Here is a 21,116-nt window from a genome sequence, read left to right as displayed (position 1 = left end):
GTCTCGGGGTCAACGATGTAGACTTAGAAGCCCATACCGCCCATTCCGCCCATACCGCCCATACCGCCCATGTCACCACCACCCATACCTCCGGCTGCTGGCTTGTCTTCGGCGAGTTCGCACACTGCGACTTCTGTTGTCAGCAACAAGCTGGCAACGGAGGCTGCATTTTGCAGAGCTGTACGTGTGACTTTGGTTGGATCCAACACGCCTTGCTCGACCAGGTCACCGTACTCGCCGGTGGCGGCGTTAAAGCCGTAGTTACCTGAGCCGTTCGCAACGTTATTGACCACAACGCTTGGCTCGTTACCAGCATTCGCCACGATGGTACGCAGAGGCTCTTCGATGGCACGCAAGACAAGCTTGATACCAGCGTCTTGATCGGCGTTATCGCCCTTAACCAAGGCCACCACTGCGCGTGTGCGAATCAACGCAACGCCACCACCAGGAACGATACCTTCTTCGACGGCTGCACGGGTTGCGTGCAGTGCGTCTTCGACACGTGCCTTCTTTTCTTTCATTTCGACTTCGGTTGATGCACCGACGCGAATCACAGCAACACCGCCGGCCAATTTGGCCACGCGCTCTTGCAGTTTTTCACGATCGTAGTCGGACGTTGCTTCTTCGATCTGGACACGGATCTGCTTGACGCGTGCTTCGATCGACTTGGTATCACCATGACCGTCGATGATTGTGGTGTTTTCTTTGCCGACTTCGATACGCTTGGCTTGACCGAGTTCAGCCAATGTTGCTTTCTCAAGCGACATGCCTGTTTCTTCGGAGATGACCGTACCACCGGTGAGGATGGCGATGTCTTCGAGCATCGCTTTACGACGGTCGCCAAAACCAGGCGCCTTGACAGCTGTGGTCTTGAGGATGCCGCGAATGTTGTTGACGACCAGCGTGGCCAAAGCCTCGCCTTCGACGTCTTCAGCCACGATCAACAAAGGACGGCTCGACTTGGCGACTTGCTCCAAAATTGGGAGTAGATCGCGAATGTTGCTGACTTTCTTGTCGTAAATCAGGACGAAGGGATCATCCAACGCTGACACTTGCTTTTCAGGGTTGTTGATGAAATAAGGTGACAAATAGCCACGGTCAAACTGCATACCTTCGACGACGTCGAGTTCATTGTCGAGCGACTTGCCGTCTTCGACAGTGATGACGCCTTCTTTGCCGACTTTGTCCATTGCGTCAGCAATGATCTGGCCGATGGAGAAGTCACTGTTAGCAGAGATCGAACCGACTTGAGCGATTTCTTTGGTCGTGGTGCAGGGCTTGGAGAGCTTTTTGAGCTCAGCAACAGCCGCGATCACAGCCTTGTCGATGCCGCGCTTGAGGTCCATTGGATTGATGCCGGCAGCCACGTACTTGAGGCCTTCAACAACGATCGACTGAGCCAACACGGTTGCGGTGGTTGTACCGTCACCAGCGTTGTCAGAGGTCTTGGAAGCAACTTCCTTGACCAACTGTGCGCCGATGTTTTCAAATTTGTCTTTGAGTTCGATTTCTTTAGCGACCGACACGCCGTCTTTGGTGACGGTTGGGGCTCCGAAAGAGCGCTCGAGCACAACGTTACGACCCTTTGGGCCGAGTGTGGTTTTCACTGCATTGGCGAGAATATTTACGCCACGTACGATACGCACGCGTGCGTCATCGCCGAATAAAACTTGCTTGGCAGCCATTTATCTTTCCTTCGAGTGTTCTGTTTACTGGACAACCGCGAGGATTTCTTCCTCACGGATGACGAGGACTTCTTCGCCGTCGACTTTGACTGTCTGGCCGGCATACTTGCCGAACAACACTTTGTCGCCAACTTTGACGTCCATTTTCAGGACTTTGCCATCTTCGGTTTGTTTGCCGGGACCAACAGCTAGCACTTCACCTTGATCGGGCTTTTCAGCGGCGCTTTCAGGGATGACGATGCCCGAGGCAGTTTTGCGCTCGTTGTCCAGGCGTTTGACGATCACGCGATCGTGCAGGGGACGCAGGGCCATGTAGAACTCCTGTTATATACAAAAAATAGGTTGTGAGAAAGACTGCTGGAGGATTGTTAGCACTCGTTGCAGTTGAGTGCTAATTATAAGGGCTGTTTTGGGGATTTCAAGTGCAGGGGGGTAAGTTTCTGAAATTCAGCTAGTATCAGGAAAAATCCGCTGGTCGGGCGAGGTCGCGCAATTGCGGTATATCAAATTCAAAGTCTTCACCGTTGGGCATCGCCAGAAGGTCAGCAATCTTCGCATGACTTGCGGTGATTTTCTTGTATGCAGCAAAGGTCAACAGTACATGCGCCGGCCGACCACGGTCCGTGATGAATACCGGTCCCGCTATTGCGGCTTTCTTGGCGCTGCTTAAGTCTTGGTTAAATTGGCGGCTTGAAAGAGTTGTGATGGTCATGGCTCACCTAAATCGAGAGGTTTCCGCATCGGGAAGCTTCTTCAGTTTGCAGGAAAATGGGGCGCTTTGAATGTTGCTCAGCAACATCAAACACCCCAGGTTTCCGGAACAAGAGATGCGAAAGAGTTATTTCCTAGCTGCGCGACGAGCCGCCTTGGCCGCCATAAAGTCACCGACAATTTTCGCGTGCTCCGCCGTCTTGTGCGCAATCGCCTGATACGCAGCCGACAACTCCAACAAATTAGACAACGACGACGTCTGCCCCTCGCGCAACAAACGTTTGGTCATCCGCACCGCAGGTGCAGAGTTGACCGCCATTTTGCGCGCCAGGGTTTGCGCCGTCGTCAACAGATCCTCCGCTGGCACCACACGCGACACCATGCCCCAGTCTAAGGCGGTTTTCGCGTCAATCGCCTCGCCTGTGAACGACATCTCGGCCGCGCGCGCCATACCGATCACACGCGGTAAAAACCAAGCGCCACCGTCGCCCGCCACAATGCCAACCTTGACGAAACTTTCGGCAAAGGTCGCATTTTCAGACGCAATCCGCAAATCACACATGCACGCCAGATCACAGCCTGCACCAATCGCCGGTCCATTGACTGCCGCAATCGTCGGGACCTCAATCTGATGGATTGCCAGAGGCAATCGCTGAATGCCCTGGCGATACTCCTGACGTAAAACCTCAGAGCCGAAACCAGAGCCAATCTGACGCTCCATCTCGTCGATTTTGCCGCCCGAAGAAAAAATCGGCCCATTCGCCGTAATGATGACTGCGCGCACGCTCGGGTCATGTTCAATGCGGTGACACGCCTCAAGCATCGCTTCGACAATGCCCGTACCCGTCAACGCATTGCGCGTCTCGGGGTGATTGAGGGTGAGGGTCACAACACCCAGATCGTCTTGCTCGTATTGAAGAACACTCGTCATGATAAAAAACCTTAATAATCCGGTGAAGATAAAAAATTAACGACCAGCGGCCTTGGCTGTGATACCACCCGCAACCCCAAAATCCGTTGCAGGACGATCAAATAAGATGACACGGATGTTTTGCTTGGAGACGCCAATCGCTTGCTCAGTAGCCTCAAACATGGCCGCAATGACGGCAGCCTTTTGATCCTCGGTGCGTCCACGGATCAAACCCACCGTGATCATGACCATTTCCTTGCCAATCTCACCCGCCACGATGACATGCTCGGCAGGGATTTCTTGCAAGACGACTCTGACCGAGGCCAAGGGCGCTCCGATGCTGTCCACCACGGACTGCGTCAGCTTTTTCAGCAAGTCCGTTTTTTTCGCAGCGCTGTGACCTTGCAGAATTTGAACGTTGAGCATTGGCATGGTGTGCTATCTTCCGAAAATGAATTGATAAGCCTGAATCCGTCAGGCGGCCATCATTTATAAACCAAGTTCGCAATCATGTCCTCACATCCCTCGCAACACAAAAGTAAAGGCGGCATTGGCAGAGTTTTTAAGGCAGCGAGGTATTCCTGGAGCGGTCTTCGTGCTGCGCTGCGCTATGAGGCCGCTTTTAGACAAGAACTCTTGTTGGTGCTACTCATGACACCGGTTGCGTTTTGGGTCGGTCAGGGCGCGATACAGATTATCTTGCTGCTCAGTTCCTTAGTGCTGGTATTAATCGTAGAACTCCTGAATTCTGCAATCGAAGCCGTCGCTGACGCCGTCACGCTAGAAAACAACGAACTAATCGGTCGTGCCAAAGATCTCGGAAGCGCAGCAGTTTTCCTTAGTTTGCTTTCAGCGGGCGTACTTTGGTTGACGTTGCTGATCAACAAGTGGTTTAACTTTATTTAGCTTAGATTTATTTTTAGGCTCTAATAGCACTTGTTTCCCCCTTTTGCACCTTACACGTATATTTCTGACATGTCTTTTATTCAAAAACTCAATGCCGCCTGGGCAAGCTCCCATTCCCTCTTGATGGTGGGACTCGATCCAGACTTGACCCGCATGCCGGTCGAACTCAAGGGCAAGCCAGACGGGATTTTTCAGTTTTGCAAACAAATAATCGACGCCACCGCACCCTTTGTGTGTGGTTTCAAGCCCCAAATCGCCTATTTCTCAGCGGTCGGAGCCGAGCGTCAGCTCGAGGACCTCTGCGCGTACTTGAGAGATAACTACCCTCACCTGCCTTTGGTGCTCGATGCCAAGCGCGGTGATATTGGGGCGACGGCCACGCAGTATGCACAAGAGGTCTTTGGGCGCTACGGCGCCGATGCGGTGACGGTCAGCCCGTATCTGGGGGCCGACTCTGTAGAACCGTATCTCGAATGGGAAGATCGTGGCGTCATCGTGTTGTGCCGCACATCCAACCCAGGCGGATCGGACTTGCAATTTTTGATGACGGATGGCGTGCCTTTGTATTTGCGTGTCGCCGACTTAGTCGCCAATAAGTGGAACAAAACAGGCCAGTGTGGACTCGTCGTCGGCGCAACCTTTCCAAACGAACTTGCCGCAGTCCGCAAAGCGATTGGAGATAGCGTTCCGCTCTTAGTGCCTGGGATCGGTGCTCAGGGCGGCGACATTGCCGCCACCTGCGCCGCGGGCTGTAATGCACAAAAAACCGGCATGATGATCAACTCCTCACGCGCGATTTTGTACGCCACAGGCAAAGGTCACTGGACTGAGGCCGCAGCCGCCGTTGCCAAAGAAACACGTGACGCCATCAATGCGCACAGATAGAAGCCTCAAACAAGCAAGGCGCAGGCCGAGCGTAGTGAAAACGCCACGGATGCGTCTCTGACGGCATCACGATCACCCTCAAACATTTGAGAAACCGCGTGCACGATCACGCCCGAGGGTGCGCGCTGGGCAAACCCGAACCACACCAAACCAACAGGCTTGCTGGCTGTACCACCTCCTGGGCCGGCCACACCTGTCGTGGTCAGCGCAAGCGAAGCGCGCGGCGCCATGGCCAACACCCCAGCTGCCATCTGGCGAGCGACCTCTTCGCTCACGGCGCCAAACGTATCCAGCGTTGCATATGCGACGCCGAGCTGTGCGTGTTTAGCACGATTGCTATAGGTCACCCAGCCCTGATCAAACCAGCCACTTGAACCCGGTATAGCCGTCGCGGCGCCCGATAGCAGTCCACCGGTACAAGACTCGGCAGTCGCCAGCCATCCTTGACGCGCAAGGAGTAACTGACCCAATTGAGTTGCGAGAGCTCGCGTATCGTTTTGCATCATGGATCTCTAAAAACTAGCGTTAGGAGAAATACGTCGTAGGACCGAAGTGCACAATCAACGCCATCACGATGAGCGTGTAAAAGGCAGCAAGCACGTCATCCAGCATCACGCCAACGCCCCCTTTAAAACGCGCATCGACTTGACGGATGGGTGGCGGCTTAACCGTATCAAAAAATCGAAACAGAACAAAGGCCACGCTTTGGGCCAACAGCGTTTCAGGCACTAGCCACAACACAAGCCAGAATGCGACAAATTCATCCCAAACAATGCCAACATGATCTTGGACGCCCATCGACTGACTCACGCGGTGAGCCGCCCAAGAACCATAAACAAAACAAAATAATAAAAAAATACCGATCGCCAGATTGCTCGCGCCGGGCGCGACCAAGACCCAGAGCAACCACGCCAACAAAGTACCCCAGGTTCCGGAGCCTGGACGAATCAAACCAGAGCCAAAGCCAAACATCAGAATGCGTGCTGGCGCAGAAAATACCCAGCGCAACGTAGGCCAGGTCGTGCGGTGCCGGGTTGAAACGCTCGTCATCTTAGCCCCGAAAATGGTCAAAGCCTTGCGGCAGAGGATGGATCAACTGCCCTGCCTCATCGAAAACCTGCAGGGCCGTTCCAGCGACCACTTGGCCAATACGCGTGAGCGCGACGCCTGCCTCTAACCCAATGCGCTCAATGCTCTCACGCTGATCCAGCGCCGCAGTCAGACACAACTCGTACACATCCCCTCCCGCCAGGGCTGCACGTCGCTGGTCGGCATGGGAAAGGTACTGCAATGCGGGATGCACAGGCAAAAGTCTCTCCTCGACGCGCGCACCAACCCCACTTGCCTGAAGGATATGGCCCAAATCCTGCAGCAAACCATCAGAAATATCGATCGCGGCATGGACATGCGCAGCGAGACGACGCCCCAAAAAAACTCGGGGGCTCGGCGTCTCAAGGGCGGCTCGCGTTTGCTCTAGCAAGGTGCCATCCAAACCAAACAGACCCCGTGATTTTTTTGTAAGAGGGCTTGCATCGATTAAGGAGCCCGCCAGCAGTCGGTAGGCAACATCAGCGGCACCGAGCTGGCCAGAAACCCAAATGTCATCACCTGCACGCGCGGCATTTCTTCGCATTGTCTGTGCAGGATCGACTTCGCCAAATACCGTCACACTGATGGCGACTCCGCTTTCACTGCGCGTGGTGTCACCACCAATCAACGCACAGCCATGTAGATCGGCCTGAGCATAAAACCCGTCCGCAAATCGCGCGACCCAGTCTTCATTAAAGCTTGGCAACGCTAGGCCGAGTAAGCATGCGACAGGTTTAGCACCCATCGCAGCCAAATCAGATAAGCTGACAGCCAGAGACTTGTGGCCGAGTGTGTAGGGATCCACATAGGGGAAAAAGTGTCTGCCTTCGAGCAACAAATCCTTGCTCGTTGCCAATTCCATTCCTGGCGTGATCCGTAACAAGGCGCAATCGTCGCCCCCGCCCAGCATCCCGGCGGGAACGGGACGTTTGAAAAAGCGAGAGATCAGGTCGAATTCGGATGTCACGATTGTCACGCTCGCATGCGTGCCTAGCGCCGGGCTGCTGCCCGAAGCTCTGTGGTGCGAACCTCGGCGGCCAGCTTATCCAGCACACCGTTGACGAACTTGAAACCATCCGTGCCGCCAAAAGATTTGGCTAGCTCCACCGCTTCGTTAATCGAGACGCGATAAGGGACGTCGAGCTGATGGATCAACTCAAAGCTGCCAATCAGCAAGATGCCGTGCTCGATCGGCGAAAGCTCGGCGAGTGGACGATCCACGAAGGGCGCGAATTTTTCGCGCAAAGCGGGAGCCTCACGCATCGCGCCGTGCAACAAAGTCTGAAACCACACAACATCGGCCAGATCGAACTCGTCCTCGTCCCGCAAATGGGCTTCTATTTCGCCGGCATCTTGCAAGCTTTCCGTATCCCGCACAAGCCAGGCATAGAGGCCTTGCAACGCCAACTCGCGCGCACGACGTCGCGCGCTGCGTGGGGGCATTGCGGGCGAATTAGCGTCTTGCTGGGGTTTGTTCAAGATCGTCATCCTCTTGGTCTTCTTCGTCGTCGGCTTCGGGCTCGAGTGCCGCGACTAAATTCGCCATTTCGACCGCACATTGCGCGCAATCACGGCCTTTATCCGCAGCGCGGGCTTCTGCCTGCTCATCTGTTTCGGTTGTCAACACACCGTTCGCAACGGGGATGCCTGTTTCGAGCGCGACGCGCGCAATCGCTGAGGCACTTTCGTTACTGACGATTTCAAAATGATAGGTCTCACCGCGAATCACAGCGCCTAGGGCGATCAAAGCATCAAACTCGAAGGTTTCGGCCATACGCGCCAAAGTCACGCCCAGCTCCAGCGCACCTGGAACAGTCACGACCATGATGTCGCGTTCGTCGACGCCCAAGCTTTCAAGCTCTTGGAGGCAAGCATCGAGCTCGATCAGACCAATGTCTTCGTTAAAACGGGCACGAACAATTCCGATATGCAGGCCCTCGCCATTCATGTCGGGGGTCAGGGTATATGGGCTCATGATGTGCTTCCTATGTGTTGCGGGTGGGAGGAGTGTGATCGTAACCGGTCACGTCGAGACCGAAGCCCGGCATGATACTGGGCATTTTTCGGGGACGCGCCAGCAAACGCATCTGCCCTACGCTCAGGTCGCGCAAAATTTGGGCGCCCATGCCATAGGTGCGCAGATCCATGCGGCCCGGCTCACGTTTGACTGGCACAGGCATATCGCCTTGCGAGGCTGAAATTTGATCGAAAAGTTGACTGGCGGAGCCCTGGCAATTGAGAAACACCATCACACCGGCTTCGCTTTCGCGGATCGCCTGGAGTGCCTCTGCGACGCCCCAACTATGTCCAGGACTCTGGACGTCCATTAAATCGAGAATCGAGGTCGGCTCGTGCACCCGGACCAAGGTCTCGCGGGCGGGGTCGACACGACCATGGACCAAGGCCAAGTGCGGATTGCCTGCCACCGTATCGCGGTAAGCAATCATATTGAACTCGCCCCATGGCGTCTTGATGCGACGCTCGCTGATGCGCTCGATCACAGACTCATGTTCGTTACGGTACTGGATGAGATCGGCAATCGTGCCGATTTTCAACTGATGGGTGCGACCATACTCGATTAAGTCAGGCAGACGCGCCATCGTGCCGTCCGACTTCAAAATTTCACAAATCACTGCCGCAGGCGTCAGCCCAGCCATCGCAGTCAGATCGCAGCCCGCCTCGGTGTGACCCGCGCGCACTAAGACGCCACCTGGCACGGCACGCAGGGGAAAAATATGCCCGGGCTGAACGAGATCAGTCGGTTTAGCATCCCGGGCTACTGCGACTCGAATGGTTCTTGCACGATCCGCCACTGAAATGCCAGTTTCCACGCCCACCGCAGCCTCGATTGAGACCGTGAAATTGGTGCCGTAGGGCGTACCATTGCGATTGGACATCAAGGGCAGCTCGAGCTGACGGCAACGCTCTTCGGTGAGAGTCAGGCAAACGAGGCCTCGACCATGCGTCACCATGAAATTGATCGCTTCGGGTGTGACGAACTCAGCCGCCATGACGAGATCGCCTTCGTTTTCACGATCTTCTTCGTCGACCAAAATCACCATACGCCCCATTTTGAGCTCAGAAATGATCTCAGCAACCGGAGATATCGCAGCCGCAAGATCGACATTGAGCGGCGAAATGGAGGAAAGTTTGGCAGGCATAGTGACGTTTAGTAGAAGCACATGTAAACACCTATTATAGAATCCCTGTAACCAAGCACACATAGAATCCTTGTTATATGCATCCGCTCACAGACCTTTCTGCTCAGCAGGCCGCCAATATTCGCTTTGTTTTGAGCGATATTGATGACACGATCACGACCGAGGGTCGCTTGACCAGTCGCGCCTATGCGGCTCTTGAGCAGCTGACTGAAGCGGGGATGATCGTCATCCCGATTACGGGACGGCCCGCCGGTTGGTGTGACCATATCGCCAGAATGTGGCCCGTTTTTGCCGTCGTAGGTGAAAACGGTGCTTTTTACATGCGGTACGACCGTCTCGCCAAGAAAATGCTCACCCATCACTTTGCTGAGGCTGCGCAACGACGGATGAATCGCCAAAAATTGAATGAACTCTCGACGCGTATTCTTAGCGCCGTCCCTGGCTGCGGGCTGGCCTCCGATCAACACTACCGCGAGGCTGATTTAGCGATTGATTTTTGCGAGGATGTCCCCCCGTTGAATGAATTCGAGGTACAAAAGATCGTGGGTCTGTTTCAAGAGGCTGGCGCGCAAGCCAAAGTCAGTTCGATTCACGTGAATGGCTGGTTTGGGAATTATGACAAATTGTCCATGACCCAGACGCTGTTTACTCGCGAGTTCGGTCTGAAGCTACAGGAGCAATTGGGGACTACACTCTTTATTGGCGACTCTCCAAACGATGAGCCGATGTTCGAATTTTTCGATTTATCCGTCGGTGTCGCGAATATTCAACGTCAGCTTCACCGCTTGAAGCACCCCCCAAAGTTTGTGACACCCTCAAAAGCTGGTGATGGTTTTGTTGACATAGCTCAATACATCCTACGAGCAAAAGGTTTTAAATCATAAGCTTCGGCCTCGCTTCACCGCCAACATTCAAGGACCTTTTTCTGGAGGGATACCGATGTCAGAACAAGAGCTCAAACTCAACGTGCCCGTCGATGTACAAGTCCATGTCGAGAAAGCCGTCAAGCGCGCTAAATTTTCTGAAATTCAGCTGCGAGCTCTCTATTTCGACACCCCGTCTCGGGCGCTTGCGCGCGCGCGTATTTCGCTCAGACTCAGGCTCGAGGGTCATCAATGGGTACAAACACTCAAAATGCCCGGTGAACACAGCCTCGCCCGTATTGAGATCAATCAAGACCGGCCAGATGCGACCTTGGACCTGGGTATCTACGCAGGCACACCCGCCGGGGATGTGCTGTCGAGTCTGACCGAACCTTTACAGGTCTGTTACGAAACGGATGTTCAAAGACTGTTGCGCGATATCCGCTCGCGCTCGGGCGCAGTCGAGCTTGCCTTTGATCGAGGTTGGTTGCGTGCCGGCACCTTGCAACTCCCCATTTCAGAAGTTGAGTTCGAACTCAAACGCGGAAAACTTGAGGCGGTTTTTGAAACCGGTCGAATATGGCAACAAAGATTCGGTCTGATTCTTGACTTTCGAAGCAAGGCGGAGCGTGGTGACCAACTCGCGCAACTTGCCCAGACACTTACCGCGCTTGAGGCGCAAGATACCCGCGACATCGCCTCAGTGGAGCAACAAGCCCAGGACAGGGCACAACAGGTGGCTGACTTTTGGAAACCTCGAAGCGCAGCGTCGATTGGCTTAGCGACTGTGATCAAAGAGCGTGATGCGGCTCAGGCGCTGGCAGCAGTCACGACTGAATGCCTCGAGCATATTGTGCGCAACACCGCAGTGCTGTGTGAGGTCGACACGGCAGGAGTTTGTCGAGTCGCCACGCCTGAGCACGTCCATCAACTGCGTGTAGGCATCCGCAGACTGCGCTCGGCCTGGTCATTTTTTGATGGCCTGACCGAGCTTCCTACCCTCGAGCATCGTCAGAAAATCAAGGCATATTTTTCACAACTCGGTGGCACGCGAGACGAGGACGTCCTAAAAGAATCCCTCCTTCCTTTGCTGGCCGTCGCTGGCCTGCCCCCGTTAGTCTTACCAACATCGACTCGTCAGGATTCAAGCGCACAAAACGTGGCGAGCACGGACTTTCAATCTTGGCTGCTCGATACGCTCGCGCAATGCACCATCCCTGCGATCACCTCAGTCGCCTTGTTAGGGCCGGCAGCTGCGACCATCAACGCCACTAGCACTGATTTTGAATTTCCTCGCGCTGTCCGACTCGAGCGCTTGCCTGCGCTCAAGCCTCTCTTGATCAAAAAACTAAAAAAATGGCATCAACAGATTGTGCGAAACGGTTTGGTTTTTCAAACACTTGACATTGAGCATCAACACGCGCTTCGCAAAAAATCCAAACGACTGCGCTACGCCTTGCAATTTTGTGACTCTCTTTTTTCCGAATCAAACTTGTCCATCTATCGCAAGCAATTGGCTACTGTTCAAGATATTTTGGGCGAAATGAATGATCTGTATGTGGCACAACCACTTTTCGAATCACTCAAAACAGATCAACCCCAAGCTTGGTTTGCGTGTGGCTGGATCCAGGCGCGCCTTGCGATGCTGACCAAAGAAGCAAGCGAGGCATTCAAAAAATTCGCAGAGACCCCACACCCCTGGCGTTGAACCTCGACGCGATACGCTTTTAGCCCACTACCGCCGCTGCGAACTCGGCTGCGACAAAGGGCTGCAGGTCTTCGATTTTTTCGCCGACACCAATCCAGTAAACAGGCACAGGGCGAACACCCTGACTGCCCGCAGCGACTGCGGCCAACGTACCACCCTTGGCTGTGCCATCAAGCTTGGTCACAATCAAACCGGTCAGTCCCACGGCCGCATCAAACGCGCGGATTTGCGCCAACACGTTTTGTCCCGAGTTTCCATCGACGACGAGCAAAATCTCGTGAGGTGCTGTGGGATCTGCCTTGCCGATCACACGACGGATTTTTTTGAGTTCATCCATCAGGTGAAGCTGTGTCGGCAAGCGTCCGGCCGTATCGACCATGACCACATCCATGCCGCGCGCACGTCCTGCATGAACAGAATCAAAGGCTACTGCCGCGGGATCCGCCCCTTCTTGCGCGATCACATCGACGTTGTTGCGATCACCCCATTCGATGAGCTGTTGGCGGGCCGCTGCGCGAAACGTATCGCCGGCAGCCAGCAACACGCGCGCACCGGAGCGCTGCAGCGCATAGGCGAGTTTGCCGATCGAAGTTGTTTTACCAGCGCCGTTGACGCCTGTGATCATCACGACAAGGGGTTTGACACGCCCAACATCGAAGGGCTTTTCCAAGACTTTTAAATGCTCGGTTAGCACCTCGCGCAAAGCTTGGCGCACACCTTCGGCATCCTCGATCCGCTCACGCTTGACGCGTTGACGCAGTGCCCGGAGGAGCTGTTCGGTGGCTTCGACACCCGCATCGGCCATGATGAGTGCGGTTTCGAGCTCTTCGAACAACGCTTCATCGACCCGCACGCCGATAAATAAACTACCAATACTTTGACCAGTTTTAGCCAACCCACCTTTTAGGCGCGCAAGCCAGGAGGCTTTCTTTTCTTCGTTGTGTTCGTCAATGACTGGCTCTAAAATCTCGACGGAATCAAGTGCGGGAGCCTCTACGGGATCCGGAGGCATAAACTGCGCCGCTCCCGCAGCGGCTACCCCAGCCACGCCGACCGAACCTGCGCCACCAAAGGCTGCGGCGAAAGAACTTCGTCTGAACGGCGTTTGAGAGGGAGGCGCCGCCTCTTGAGCAGAAGCAGTCAGTTCGTCCTGAGGCACGGGTGTCACAGGAGTCTGCGTCTCAGGTACGATCACCCCAACGGGGGGTTGATCAGAGCGATGCTCGAGCTCCTGAGGGGCGAGTGTGGGCAACTGATCTTCTACGGAAGACTCAGGTGGAGTTGGTTTTTTCTTGAAGAAGCGAAACATAGTGAAGAAGTATATTCGCATCGTGGCCGGTCAGTTTCGTCGAACACCTATTGAGGTGATCGACGCAAAGGGTTTGCGTCCCACACCCGACAGGGTGCGCGAAACAGTGTTTAACTGGCTAAATTATTTTTGGGGTGGCGAGTTTTCGGACAAACGTGTGCTGGATTTGTTTGCCGGCAGCGGCGCGTTGGGCTTTGAAGCCGCCTCCAGAGGGGTCGCGCACGTCCAGATGGTGGAACAGCAGCCCCGGGCTGTCGCCGCTTTGCGTGCTTTGAGAGATAAGATTGGCGCCAAAGCCGTGCGGATACACGCTGGTGACGCGATGCAGGTCCTTGACCGGCTCGAAGCTGCCCGGTTCGATTTGATTTTCATTGACCCCCCTTTTGGCAAAAACTGGCTAGAATCCCTCTGGCCTTTATTGCCTGACTTGTTGGAACCCAACGGTCTTGTTTATATTGAGGCTGAAAAACCGGTTTTAGCCCCGGACGGGTACAGCTTATTGCGCCAAGATCGCGCGGGGGCCGTACACTATCAACTCATTCAAATTGTTGCGCCGCAAAAATGATCACTGCTATTTATCCCGGAACCTTCGACCCCATGACGCGCGGGCACGAGGACTTGGTGCGCCGAGCCGCCAGCCTGTTTGACCAGGTTGTGATTGGCGTGGCGCACAGTCGCAAAAAAAGCCCTTTTTTCTCCGTCGACGAGCGCGTAGAAATCGCCCGCGAGGTCTTAAGCCACTATCCTAACGTCAAGGTCGCGAGCTTTGCGGGTTTGCTCAAAGACTTTGTGCGCGAACAAGAAGGCCGCGTGATTGTGCGTGGTTTACGCGCGGTGTCGGACTTTGAGTATGAGTTTCAAATGGCGGGCATGAATCGCCATCTGCTTCCTGAGGTCGAAACGCTGTTTATGACCCCCTCGGATCAGTATCAGTTCATTTCTGGCACGATCGTGCGCGAGATCGCCGAGCTCGGTGGCGATGTCAGCAAGTTTGTGTTTCCCTCCGTTGAGCGTTGGTTGCAAGCCAAAGCCAAAGAGCGCCGCGAACAAAGCGCGGCTGCAAACAAGGTTTAAGAATGGCGCTTCGAATCACTGATGAATGCATCAATTGCGACGTGTGCGAACCACAATGTCCCAATGATGCGATCTCAATGGGTGAGTCGATTTACATCATCAATCCAGATGCCTGCACAGAATGTGTGGGGCATCACGATGAGCCTCAATGTAAAGTCGTCTGTCCGGTCGACTGCATTGAGTTACACCCTCAATGGCACGAGGGCCAAGAAACCCTGATGGCCAAATACCACAAGCTCACAGACGCCAAAGCCGTCAAAGCTTAGGCCTTGGGTTAGCTTAGGCGCCTTGGGTTAACCTTGCGGCCACGCCACCGGCAGCGCCTCAGGATGCAGCTTGACCAAGCGACAAGTCTGACCGGCGACATGACTCATCCATGTCGCTGTCACGTCCCCCTCGTCGACAACTATCACGGACTGTTGACCGACCTGAACAGTACGCTTGACGCTATCATCGTCCTCGATCACATCGAGCGGGATGTCCACTCTCAGCATCCCAGGCGCACGCAATACCAACGCGCCCATCTTGATTTCGGTCGTCACAGTTAAAAGCGCAGCGCAACGCTCGGCACTCAGCCAGTGGCCCTCGGCATCCACCACAAACCAGCGCTGGTGATAGTCGGCCGCTTGGCGACGCTCGAGACCCGCACACCCGACAACGGGAAAATAAATTGTGTTCGATGCAGCAGAATTCATGTTTCGAGAGATCCGTTGTTTAATTTAAAACCTGTTTACACTTTAGCCTATCTCAACAAAGAGTCACAACCATGAACATTGACCGACTGGATCATCTCGTCCTGACTGTTGCTAGCCTTGAAAAAACCTGTGATTTTTATTCCAAGGTCCTTGGTTTCGAAGTCATCACCTTTTTGGGGGATCGCAAGGCACTTGGTTTTGGTCAGCAAAAAATTAATCTTCATCAAATAGATAATACATATGACCCTAAGGCTTTGCGTCCGACCGCAGGCTCAGGAGATTTGTGTTTTATTGCTTCGACGCCGATCGCCACGATCATGCAAGAACTTTCTTCCGCTGCTATTCCCATCGAGATCGGTCCCGTCGAGCGAACCGGCGCAATGGGAAAAATACTTTCAGTCTATGTTCGCGATCCAGATCAAAACCTCATTGAAATTTCAAATTACATCACCTAGGGTTTTCCCCACTCAACTCTTTCTTGACAGGCACTCAACCTAATCGTCATAGTGCGTTATAAAGAAAAAATATGTGTTTTATCAATTATAAAAATGACATCAACATCTGGAGACAACATGAGCACAAAGTACACACAAAGTTTGGCTGGCGCTTCGCGTCGTAAATTGCTGAAAGGCGCAGCAGCGACCGCTGGTATCGCAGCACTCGGCCTACCCGCGATCTCACTGGCACAAAACAAACCCATCCGCATCGGTATGCCGACGATTCTGTCAGGTCGTGTTGCGATGCTTGGTATCGCCTCGCGCAATGCTGTGACCATGGAAGTCGAAAAATTCAATGCTGCGGGTGGTTTGAACGGCCGCATGATTGAAATGGTCGTGCGTGACTCTAAGGGTCAGCCTCAAGAAGCCGCGCGCGTCGCACGTGAATTGGTCACAGGTGATGGTTGCGAAATCCTTTGGGATGCTGAAGCTTCCTCTGGCGCATTTGCCGTGCATGAGGTCGCAAAAGATCTCGGCGTGCTGGTTGTGCATACCTGCTCCGAGACCTCCTCACTCACTGCGGATCCAAAGCTGCGCGTCCCGACAGCTTTCCGCTGCGCACGCCAAGGCATTCATGACGCCATTGCGGGCGGTTCGTACGGTGCCGAGATTGCTAAAAAGCTCAAACTGACGCGTTGGATGAGTATTTCTCCAGACTACGCATACGGTCGCGATACCACGGCTGAATATTTTGAATACCTCAAGCATTTCAACAGCAATATCGAAGTCGTCGGTCAAGTTTGGCCAAAACTGTTTCAGGCAGACTACAGCGAAAACATCACACGTATGGTGCAAGGCAAACCGCAAGCGGTTTACTCCTGCTTGTGGGGTGGCGACATGACCTCGTTTATCGATCAGTCAAATATTTATGCGCTGTTTAAAGACAAGCAATTCTTTTCGCCTAACCTGGCCGAGTATGCGGTGCTCACGGCAGTCAAGAATGTTCCCCCGAACATGCACTCTGGCAATCGCTACCTGCGTAGCTTCCCCGATACGCCAGCGAATGCAGCTTTTTCTGATGCCTACCGGGCCAAATTCAAAGAGTTGGCCCTGAACTGGTCCTGGCAAAACGCAGCAGGTATCGGATTCTTGACCACCGCGATGAAAAAAGCGAACAGTGCTGACGGCAAGAAAATTGCCGAAGCGATGCGTGGTCTCAAGATCAACTCACCCTTTGGTGCAGACGGTACGCTCACGATGCGCGCAGAAGACAACACCATCATCAACTATGCGATCGGTTATGGCTCCTTGACCAACAAAGAGCCCTTTATGACCAACCAAGTCAACGGTAAGTGGGACCAGATCATCGCACTCGAAGCCGAATGGAAAAAACGTAAAGGCTGGGCATAAGCCGTCGCCTGAATGTTTGATCGCACGGAGTCTCACCCATGCTTGGGTTGAGACTCCGTTGCCTACACCCCGATACGCCTGTAACTCTCGGAGATATCCTTGGATCCCACCGCCCTCTATGAGTGCCTGACTTCTTTGTCTTGCATCGTGACCCAAACCAGCACCGGACTCATTGTGGGCTCGCTCCTCTTTCTCGTGGCTGCTGGTCTGACGCTGATTTTTGGCGTGCTGAAGGTCATCAACTTTGCACACGGCTCGCTCTACATGCTGGGCGCCTACATCGCACTATCCGCCTATCGCATCACCGACAGCTACGTGTTGGCCGCCATCATAGCGGGCCTAGGGGTCGGGCTGTTCAGCCTTTTCTTTGAGCGCTTTTTTATGCGCAAAATTTATAACGCTGATGTGTTACTTCAGTTACTCGTCTGTTATGCATTTATTTTGATTCTGGATGATGCAGTTAAGATCATTTGGGGGCATGAATTCCAGTCGATGGGAATGCCCGTCGCTTTTCAGGCACCACCCGTCTTTATCGCAGGCGGGATCGTGCCGGTGTTTTACATCTTCATGTTTAGTGCGGCCGCACTGATTGGGTTGGTGATGTGGTACGTCATGACACGCACGCGTATCGGCAAGGTCGTCCGCGCAGCGGCGCACAATCCTTCGATGACGTCTGCGCTCGGACTGAATACCACCTGGATTTACGCAGGTGTCTTTGCGTTTGGCGGAGCGCTGGCAGGCCTGGCGGGCGCGCTCGCCGCGCCGGTGCGCTCCATGTCTCCTGGTATGGGCTTTTCGATCTTGATCGAATCCTTCATCGTGACCGTGATCGGCGGCATGGGCTCAATTAGTGGTGCCCTAGTCGGTGCCCTGTTGATCGGACTGGTACGCTCTTTTGGTTCGATTGGCTTTCCTTTGTTCGTCGAAGGCATCATGTTCTTAGCGATGGCACTGATTCTGGTGCTTAAACCGAGCGGTCTGCTTGGCAAGGAGCCACGCTGATGAGCTCCTCCTTGACCTTTAATAAAGAACTCCTCCTTGCACTCGCAGGCTTGGCGATTTTGATCGTGATTCCGTTTATTTTTCCCAGCCGGGTGGCATTGGATTTTGTGATTCGCTTGGCCGCCTTTGGTTTGTTTGCAACCTCGCTCAATATTTTGGTGGGGTATGGCGGTATGGTGTCTTTTGGGCATGCTATGTTTTTTGGCGGTGGGGCTTACGCCTTTGGTCTACTGATGCAAAAAGGTGGCGCCTCTATACCGGTTGCCATACTCGGTGCAGTCGTTTTCTGCGCTCTGCTGGGTTTGGTGGTGGGTGCGATTTGCGTACGTCTTAAAGAGATTTACTTCTCTTTTTTAACGCTCGCCTTTCAAATGCTGATCCATAGCATCATTATCACCTGGTCGTCGCTGACCGGTGGCGATCAAGGCCTGATGGGCGGTATCCCGCGCGTCTGGGGCAGCATCAATCTGGCCGATACGCAAACGCTCTATTGGTTCTCCTGCATCATTGGCGTGCTTTGTCTGTTTTTAATGCGCTATATCTTGCAATCACCTTTTGGTTATACGCTCAGAATGGTGCGCGACAACGCGGATCGTGCCAAGTTTCTTGGCATCGATGTCTGGCGTGTCCGCCTCTACGCCTTTATCCTGGCGAGCTGCTTTGCAGGGGTGGGCGGGATCATCATGGCGCTGTTCGTCTCTGGCGCTTATCCTGAGTTTAGCTACTGGACCATGTCAGGCGAAGCGGTCTTCATGATCCTCATGGGTGGCCTGCATATCTTTATCGGACCTGTGGTGGGAGCGGCTCTCCTACTCGTGTTTAACGACATCATCACTCGGACTACGGAGTACCACGGACTCGCGCTCGGCGTGATTGTGCTGATTTTCGCGCTTGGGTTCAAGCGTGGCATCGCAGATTTTGTGGTGCAGCTTTTTGAGACGATTTTCAAACGAGGAGCACGATCATGAGCAAGCCAAACATCACTGTTGTCACAGGTGGTTCGAGCGGTATCGGTGCGGCTTGTGTACGACATTTGGCCAAGCGCGGCGATCATGTCATCTCGCTTGACCTGCCAGGTACGTGGTCCGAAGAAAAAATGCGGGCCATGGGTGTAACGGCCTATGCCTGCAATGTGACGGACGATGATGGCATGCGTGAGACTGCAGCCATGATTGAAGCCAAACACGGCCCTGTCACGGCACTGGTGAACAGCGCAGGGATTTTGCAAAATCGTCTATCCCCCGATTTGCTCACCATGACGGAATGGGATCGTGTAGTGGATATCGATCAGCGCGGGACCTATCTGGCATGCGCGATCTACGGTTCGCGCATGGTCGAACTAGGTGGCGGTGCGATCGTGAATATCGCCTCGATCACGTCCTTGCGTTCTTCGCCCCTGCATGCCTACGGTCCGGCTAAAGCTGCTGTCGCCGCCATGACGGCGTGTCTCGCGGCAGAATGGGGTCGCTCCGGTGTGCGTGTCAATGCTATCTCTCCCGGGTATGTGTTGACCGAGGCCTTGCAGGCTGCGATTGATCGCAATGATCGCAACCCGGAGGATCTCACGTCTCAAGCTGCGATGGGGCGCATGGTGACGACCGATGAAATCGCAGACTCCGTCGGCTTTTTATTGTCACCCGCAGCTAAAGCAATCACAGGCATCAATCTGCCTGTCGACGCAGGCTGGCTCGCAGGCTCGACGTGGCAGACCTACGGTGGCGTACCTAAAGCCCGTCACAAAAATCCGGATGGAGCGCACTGATGCTCAAGATTGAACACCTGAACAAATCCTTTGGTGGCGTCGTCGCAACCTCGGACGTCTCGATTCATTTTAAAACTGAATCACTGAGCGCAGTGATTGGACCGAACGGTGCGGGCAAAACGACTTTTTTTAATCTGATCTCCGGTGCCTTGATTCCGGATTCTGGCCGCATCATTCTGGATGGCGAGGACATCACTGGCCAAGCTAGCAGTGAGATTGTGCGCAAAGGCATTGGTCGGGCATTTCAGGTGGCCAAGCTTTTTAAAACCTTGACCGTCGAAGAATCCTTGCGTGGCGCGCTCATGTCGCCGCTCGGCAAGTCTGCGCAGATGTACGGTCGTTTTCCTCTGCAGCAAACGCGTGATCGTGCCTACGAAGTGATGGAGCAACTCGGGCTGCACACCAAAGCCAATGTCATCAGTGGCAACCTGTCCCATGGCGATCAAAAGCTTCTGGACATGGCGCTCGCCCTCGTCTTGCGTCCCAAAGTCTTGCTGCTCGATGAACCTGTCGCCGGCATGGGGCCCGAAGAGCGCGAGCAAATGATTGAAACCGTTTACAGCCTTTGGAAAAAAGGCGGACTCACCGTTGTGTTGATCGAGCACGATATGGAAATCGTGTTCAGAGTTTCTCAACACATCCATGTGCTTTCTTATGGAAAAGTCCTGGCCGAAGGTAGTGCCGAAGAGATCAGAAACAACCCAGCCGTCATTGAAGCCTATTTGGGCACGCCTCGGGAGGCACACGCATGAGTCAGCAGGTGTTGAAAGTCGAACAAATCAATGTGTTCTACGGGACGAGTCAGGCACTGTTTAATTTATCCTTTAACGTTCAAAAGGGTGAAACGCTTGCCTTGCTTGGTCGCAATGGCGCCGGCAAGAGCACCACGATGAAATCTGTCGCGGGTGTGATCCCTGCAAAAAGCGGTCAGATCACACTCCACGACCAGTCGATCAAGGGACGCGCCGCCCATTTGATTGCGCGCGCGGGGGTTGGTTATGTCCCGGAAGACCGTCAAATTTTTCCTGATTTAACGGTTGAAGAAAATCTAGAGATTGCCATTAAACGCGGCGCCAATGGCGAAGATGACTGGAGCATTGAACGTGTTTACGAAATGCTCCCTTTGCTTAAACCGTTACATGAGCGCATGGGTGGACAGCTCTCTGGCGGTGAACAACAAATGCTCACCGTGGGTCGCTCCTTGATGGGCAATCCGGACGTGCTGTTGCTCGACGAGCCCAGCGAAGGTCTCGCGCCAATCATGGTGCAAAAAATCGGTGATCTGATCCAGTCATTACGCGAGATGGGCAAAACAATCGTGCTAGCCGAGCAGAATTTGCATTTCTGTCTTGGGCTTGCCGACCGCGCGGTTGTGATCGACAAAGGCACCGATGTATTTGTCGGCACCGTTACTGAGCTCAACGATAACGCGGATATCAAGCAACGTTATTTGTCTGTTTAGTTGTCATCCTTGTGGGTAGCGCCCGATACTCTTGGCCCTACCCACAA

Annotated in this window: 27 protein-coding genes; 14 read left to right on the top strand and 13 right to left on the bottom strand. The window is 54.1% G+C overall.

The window, feature by feature from the left end; genetic code table 11:
• Window positions 1-23: 23 nt before the first annotated feature.
• From groL to AC8GE9_RS14130, 5 genes are all read right to left on the bottom strand, one after another.
• Window positions 24-1,685: a chaperonin GroEL gene (groL, locus tag AC8GE9_RS14150; RefSeq protein WP_506677772.1), complete on the bottom strand. Its 1,662-nt coding sequence runs from the start codon at window positions 1,683-1,685 to the stop codon at window positions 24-26.
• Window positions 1,686-1,709: 24 nt separating this feature from the next.
• Window positions 1,710-1,997 (bottom strand): co-chaperone GroES, encoded by a 288-nt coding sequence (gene groES, locus AC8GE9_RS14145; RefSeq protein WP_028817000.1) that lies wholly within the window; start codon window positions 1,995-1,997, stop codon window positions 1,710-1,712.
• Window positions 1,998-2,142: 145 nt separating this feature from the next.
• Window positions 2,143-2,397 (bottom strand): type II toxin-antitoxin system Phd/YefM family antitoxin, encoded by a 255-nt coding sequence (locus AC8GE9_RS14140; protein ID WP_506677771.1) that lies wholly within the window; start codon window positions 2,395-2,397, stop codon window positions 2,143-2,145.
• A 126-nt stretch (window positions 2,398-2,523) separates the two neighbouring features.
• Entirely contained in the window at window positions 2,524-3,327 is an 804-nt protein-coding gene (locus AC8GE9_RS14135; protein ID WP_506677770.1) for a crotonase/enoyl-CoA hydratase family protein, read from the bottom strand.
• Between the two features lie 36 nt (window positions 3,328-3,363).
• Window positions 3,364-3,738, bottom strand: coding sequence for a tautomerase family protein (locus tag AC8GE9_RS14130; RefSeq protein WP_028817004.1), 375 nt, complete (start codon window positions 3,736-3,738; stop codon window positions 3,364-3,366).
• A 78-nt stretch (window positions 3,739-3,816) separates the two neighbouring features.
• On the opposite strand from AC8GE9_RS14130, the gene AC8GE9_RS14125 reads away from it, so the two are divergent.
• Entirely contained in the window at window positions 3,817-4,212 is a 396-nt protein-coding gene (locus tag AC8GE9_RS14125; RefSeq protein ID WP_506677769.1) for a diacylglycerol kinase, read from the top strand.
• Between the two features lie 69 nt (window positions 4,213-4,281).
• Window positions 4,282-5,097 carry an orotidine-5'-phosphate decarboxylase gene (pyrF, locus tag AC8GE9_RS14120; RefSeq protein ID WP_506677768.1) on the top strand — a complete coding sequence of 272 codons (816 nt, stop codon included), beginning with the start codon at window positions 4,282-4,284 and terminating at the stop codon, window positions 5,095-5,097.
• 5 nt (window positions 5,098-5,102) lie between these two features.
• Here the strand turns inward: pyrF and AC8GE9_RS14115 are convergent, their stop codons facing one another.
• Genes AC8GE9_RS14115 through ribBA form a run of 6 tightly spaced genes read right to left on the bottom strand, consistent with a single transcriptional unit; the run spans window position 5,103 to window position 9,347 of the window.
• On the bottom strand, window positions 5,103-5,603 hold the full coding sequence (locus AC8GE9_RS14115) for a CinA family protein (RefSeq protein ID WP_506677767.1): 501 nt from the start codon (window positions 5,601-5,603) through the stop codon (window positions 5,103-5,105).
• A 19-nt stretch (window positions 5,604-5,622) separates the two neighbouring features.
• Window positions 5,623-6,147 carry a phosphatidylglycerophosphatase A family protein gene (locus AC8GE9_RS14110; RefSeq protein ID WP_506677766.1) on the bottom strand — a complete coding sequence of 175 codons (525 nt, stop codon included), beginning with the start codon at window positions 6,145-6,147 and terminating at the stop codon, window positions 5,623-5,625.
• Window position 6,148: 1 nt separating this feature from the next.
• The gene (gene thiL / locus AC8GE9_RS14105; RefSeq protein WP_506677824.1) at window positions 6,149-7,153 is read right to left on the bottom strand and encodes a thiamine-phosphate kinase; all 1,005 of its coding nucleotides are present in this window, start codon (window positions 7,151-7,153) and stop codon (window positions 6,149-6,151) included.
• Window positions 7,154-7,176: 23 nt separating this feature from the next.
• Window positions 7,177-7,674: a transcription antitermination factor NusB gene (gene nusB, locus AC8GE9_RS14100; RefSeq protein ID WP_506677765.1), complete on the bottom strand. Its 498-nt coding sequence runs from the start codon at window positions 7,672-7,674 to the stop codon at window positions 7,177-7,179.
• On the bottom strand, window positions 7,640-8,161 hold the full coding sequence (gene ribH, locus AC8GE9_RS14095; RefSeq protein ID WP_028817011.1) for a 6,7-dimethyl-8-ribityllumazine synthase: 522 nt from the start codon (window positions 8,159-8,161) through the stop codon (window positions 7,640-7,642). Before ribH ends, nusB begins: the two co-directional genes overlap by 35 nt.
• 10 nt (window positions 8,162-8,171) lie before the next feature.
• Entirely contained in the window at window positions 8,172-9,347 is a 1,176-nt protein-coding gene (ribBA, locus tag AC8GE9_RS14090) for a bifunctional 3,4-dihydroxy-2-butanone-4-phosphate synthase/GTP cyclohydrolase II (protein WP_506677823.1), read from the bottom strand.
• A gap of 77 nt (window positions 9,348-9,424) precedes the next feature.
• Here ribBA and AC8GE9_RS14085 point away from each other — a divergent pair, with 77 nt between their 5' ends.
• Both AC8GE9_RS14085 and AC8GE9_RS14080 read left to right on the top strand, forming a co-directional pair.
• Window positions 9,425-10,231, top strand: a complete 807-nt coding sequence (locus AC8GE9_RS14085) for an HAD-IIB family hydrolase (protein WP_506677764.1) — start codon at window positions 9,425-9,427, stop codon at window positions 10,229-10,231.
• Between the two features lie 55 nt (window positions 10,232-10,286).
• Complete coding sequence (locus AC8GE9_RS14080; protein ID WP_506677763.1) at window positions 10,287-11,918, top strand: CYTH and CHAD domain-containing protein; 1,632 nt, start codon at window positions 10,287-10,289, stop codon at window positions 11,916-11,918.
• Window positions 11,919-11,937: 19 nt separating this feature from the next.
• Here AC8GE9_RS14080 and ftsY read toward each other — a convergent pair whose 3' ends face one another.
• Window positions 11,938-12,930 (bottom strand): signal recognition particle-docking protein FtsY, encoded by a 993-nt coding sequence (gene ftsY / locus AC8GE9_RS14075; protein ID WP_506677822.1) that lies wholly within the window; start codon window positions 12,928-12,930, stop codon window positions 11,938-11,940.
• 280 nt (window positions 12,931-13,210) lie between these two features.
• On the opposite strand from ftsY, the gene rsmD reads away from it, so the two are divergent.
• The 3 genes from rsmD to AC8GE9_RS14060 are packed head-to-tail and all read left to right on the top strand — an operon-like array spanning window position 13,211 to window position 14,567.
• Window positions 13,211-13,792, top strand: a complete 582-nt coding sequence (gene rsmD, locus AC8GE9_RS14070) for a 16S rRNA (guanine(966)-N(2))-methyltransferase RsmD (RefSeq protein ID WP_506677762.1) — start codon at window positions 13,211-13,213, stop codon at window positions 13,790-13,792.
• Window positions 13,789-14,301 carry a pantetheine-phosphate adenylyltransferase gene (coaD, locus tag AC8GE9_RS14065; protein WP_506677761.1) on the top strand — a complete coding sequence of 171 codons (513 nt, stop codon included), beginning with the start codon at window positions 13,789-13,791 and terminating at the stop codon, window positions 14,299-14,301. The genes rsmD and coaD overlap by 4 nt, the downstream gene beginning before the upstream one ends.
• A 2-nt stretch (window positions 14,302-14,303) precedes the next feature.
• Entirely contained in the window at window positions 14,304-14,567 is a 264-nt protein-coding gene (locus AC8GE9_RS14060) for a YfhL family 4Fe-4S dicluster ferredoxin (RefSeq protein WP_506677760.1), read from the top strand.
• A gap of 27 nt (window positions 14,568-14,594) precedes the next feature.
• On the opposite strand, the gene AC8GE9_RS14055 is transcribed toward AC8GE9_RS14060, so the two are convergent.
• Window positions 14,595-14,996 carry an MOSC N-terminal beta barrel domain-containing protein gene (locus AC8GE9_RS14055; RefSeq protein ID WP_506677759.1) on the bottom strand — a complete coding sequence of 134 codons (402 nt, stop codon included), beginning with the start codon at window positions 14,994-14,996 and terminating at the stop codon, window positions 14,595-14,597.
• 71 nt (window positions 14,997-15,067) lie between these two features.
• Here AC8GE9_RS14055 and AC8GE9_RS14050 point away from each other — a divergent pair, with 71 nt between their 5' ends.
• The 7 genes from AC8GE9_RS14050 to AC8GE9_RS14020 all read left to right on the top strand — a co-directional run bounded on the left by AC8GE9_RS14050 (window position 15,068) and on the right by AC8GE9_RS14020 (window position 21,069).
• Window positions 15,068-15,451, top strand: a complete 384-nt coding sequence (locus AC8GE9_RS14050; RefSeq protein ID WP_506677758.1) for a VOC family protein — start codon at window positions 15,068-15,070, stop codon at window positions 15,449-15,451.
• Between the two features lie 117 nt (window positions 15,452-15,568).
• Complete coding sequence (locus tag AC8GE9_RS14045) at window positions 15,569-16,843, top strand: ABC transporter substrate-binding protein (protein WP_506677757.1); 1,275 nt, start codon at window positions 15,569-15,571, stop codon at window positions 16,841-16,843.
• 99 nt (window positions 16,844-16,942) lie between these two features.
• Entirely contained in the window at window positions 16,943-17,845 is a 903-nt protein-coding gene (locus AC8GE9_RS14040; protein ID WP_506677756.1) for a branched-chain amino acid ABC transporter permease, read from the top strand.
• Window positions 17,845-18,813 (top strand): branched-chain amino acid ABC transporter permease, encoded by a 969-nt coding sequence (locus tag AC8GE9_RS14035; RefSeq protein WP_506677755.1) that lies wholly within the window; start codon window positions 17,845-17,847, stop codon window positions 18,811-18,813. Before AC8GE9_RS14040 ends, AC8GE9_RS14035 begins: the two co-directional genes overlap by 1 nt.
• The gene (locus tag AC8GE9_RS14030) at window positions 18,810-19,607 is read left to right on the top strand and encodes an SDR family NAD(P)-dependent oxidoreductase (RefSeq protein WP_506677754.1); all 798 of its coding nucleotides are present in this window, start codon (window positions 18,810-18,812) and stop codon (window positions 19,605-19,607) included. Before AC8GE9_RS14035 ends, AC8GE9_RS14030 begins: the two co-directional genes overlap by 4 nt.
• A complete protein-coding gene (locus AC8GE9_RS14025) occupies window positions 19,607-20,359 on the top strand; it encodes an ABC transporter ATP-binding protein (RefSeq protein ID WP_506677753.1) in 753 nt (250 codons plus the stop codon). Before AC8GE9_RS14030 ends, AC8GE9_RS14025 begins: the two co-directional genes overlap by 1 nt.
• Window positions 20,356-21,069 (top strand): ABC transporter ATP-binding protein, encoded by a 714-nt coding sequence (locus AC8GE9_RS14020; protein ID WP_506677752.1) that lies wholly within the window; start codon window positions 20,356-20,358, stop codon window positions 21,067-21,069. Before AC8GE9_RS14025 ends, AC8GE9_RS14020 begins: the two co-directional genes overlap by 4 nt.
• The last annotated feature ends 47 nt before the right edge of the window (window positions 21,070-21,116 follow it).

Origin of the sequence: Zwartia lucis (assembly GCF_965234455.1) — a bacterium.
Lineage (GTDB): Bacteria > Pseudomonadota > Gammaproteobacteria > Burkholderiales > Burkholderiaceae_B > Zwartia > Zwartia lucis.
This window is presented reverse-complemented; position numbering and strand designations above follow the sequence as displayed.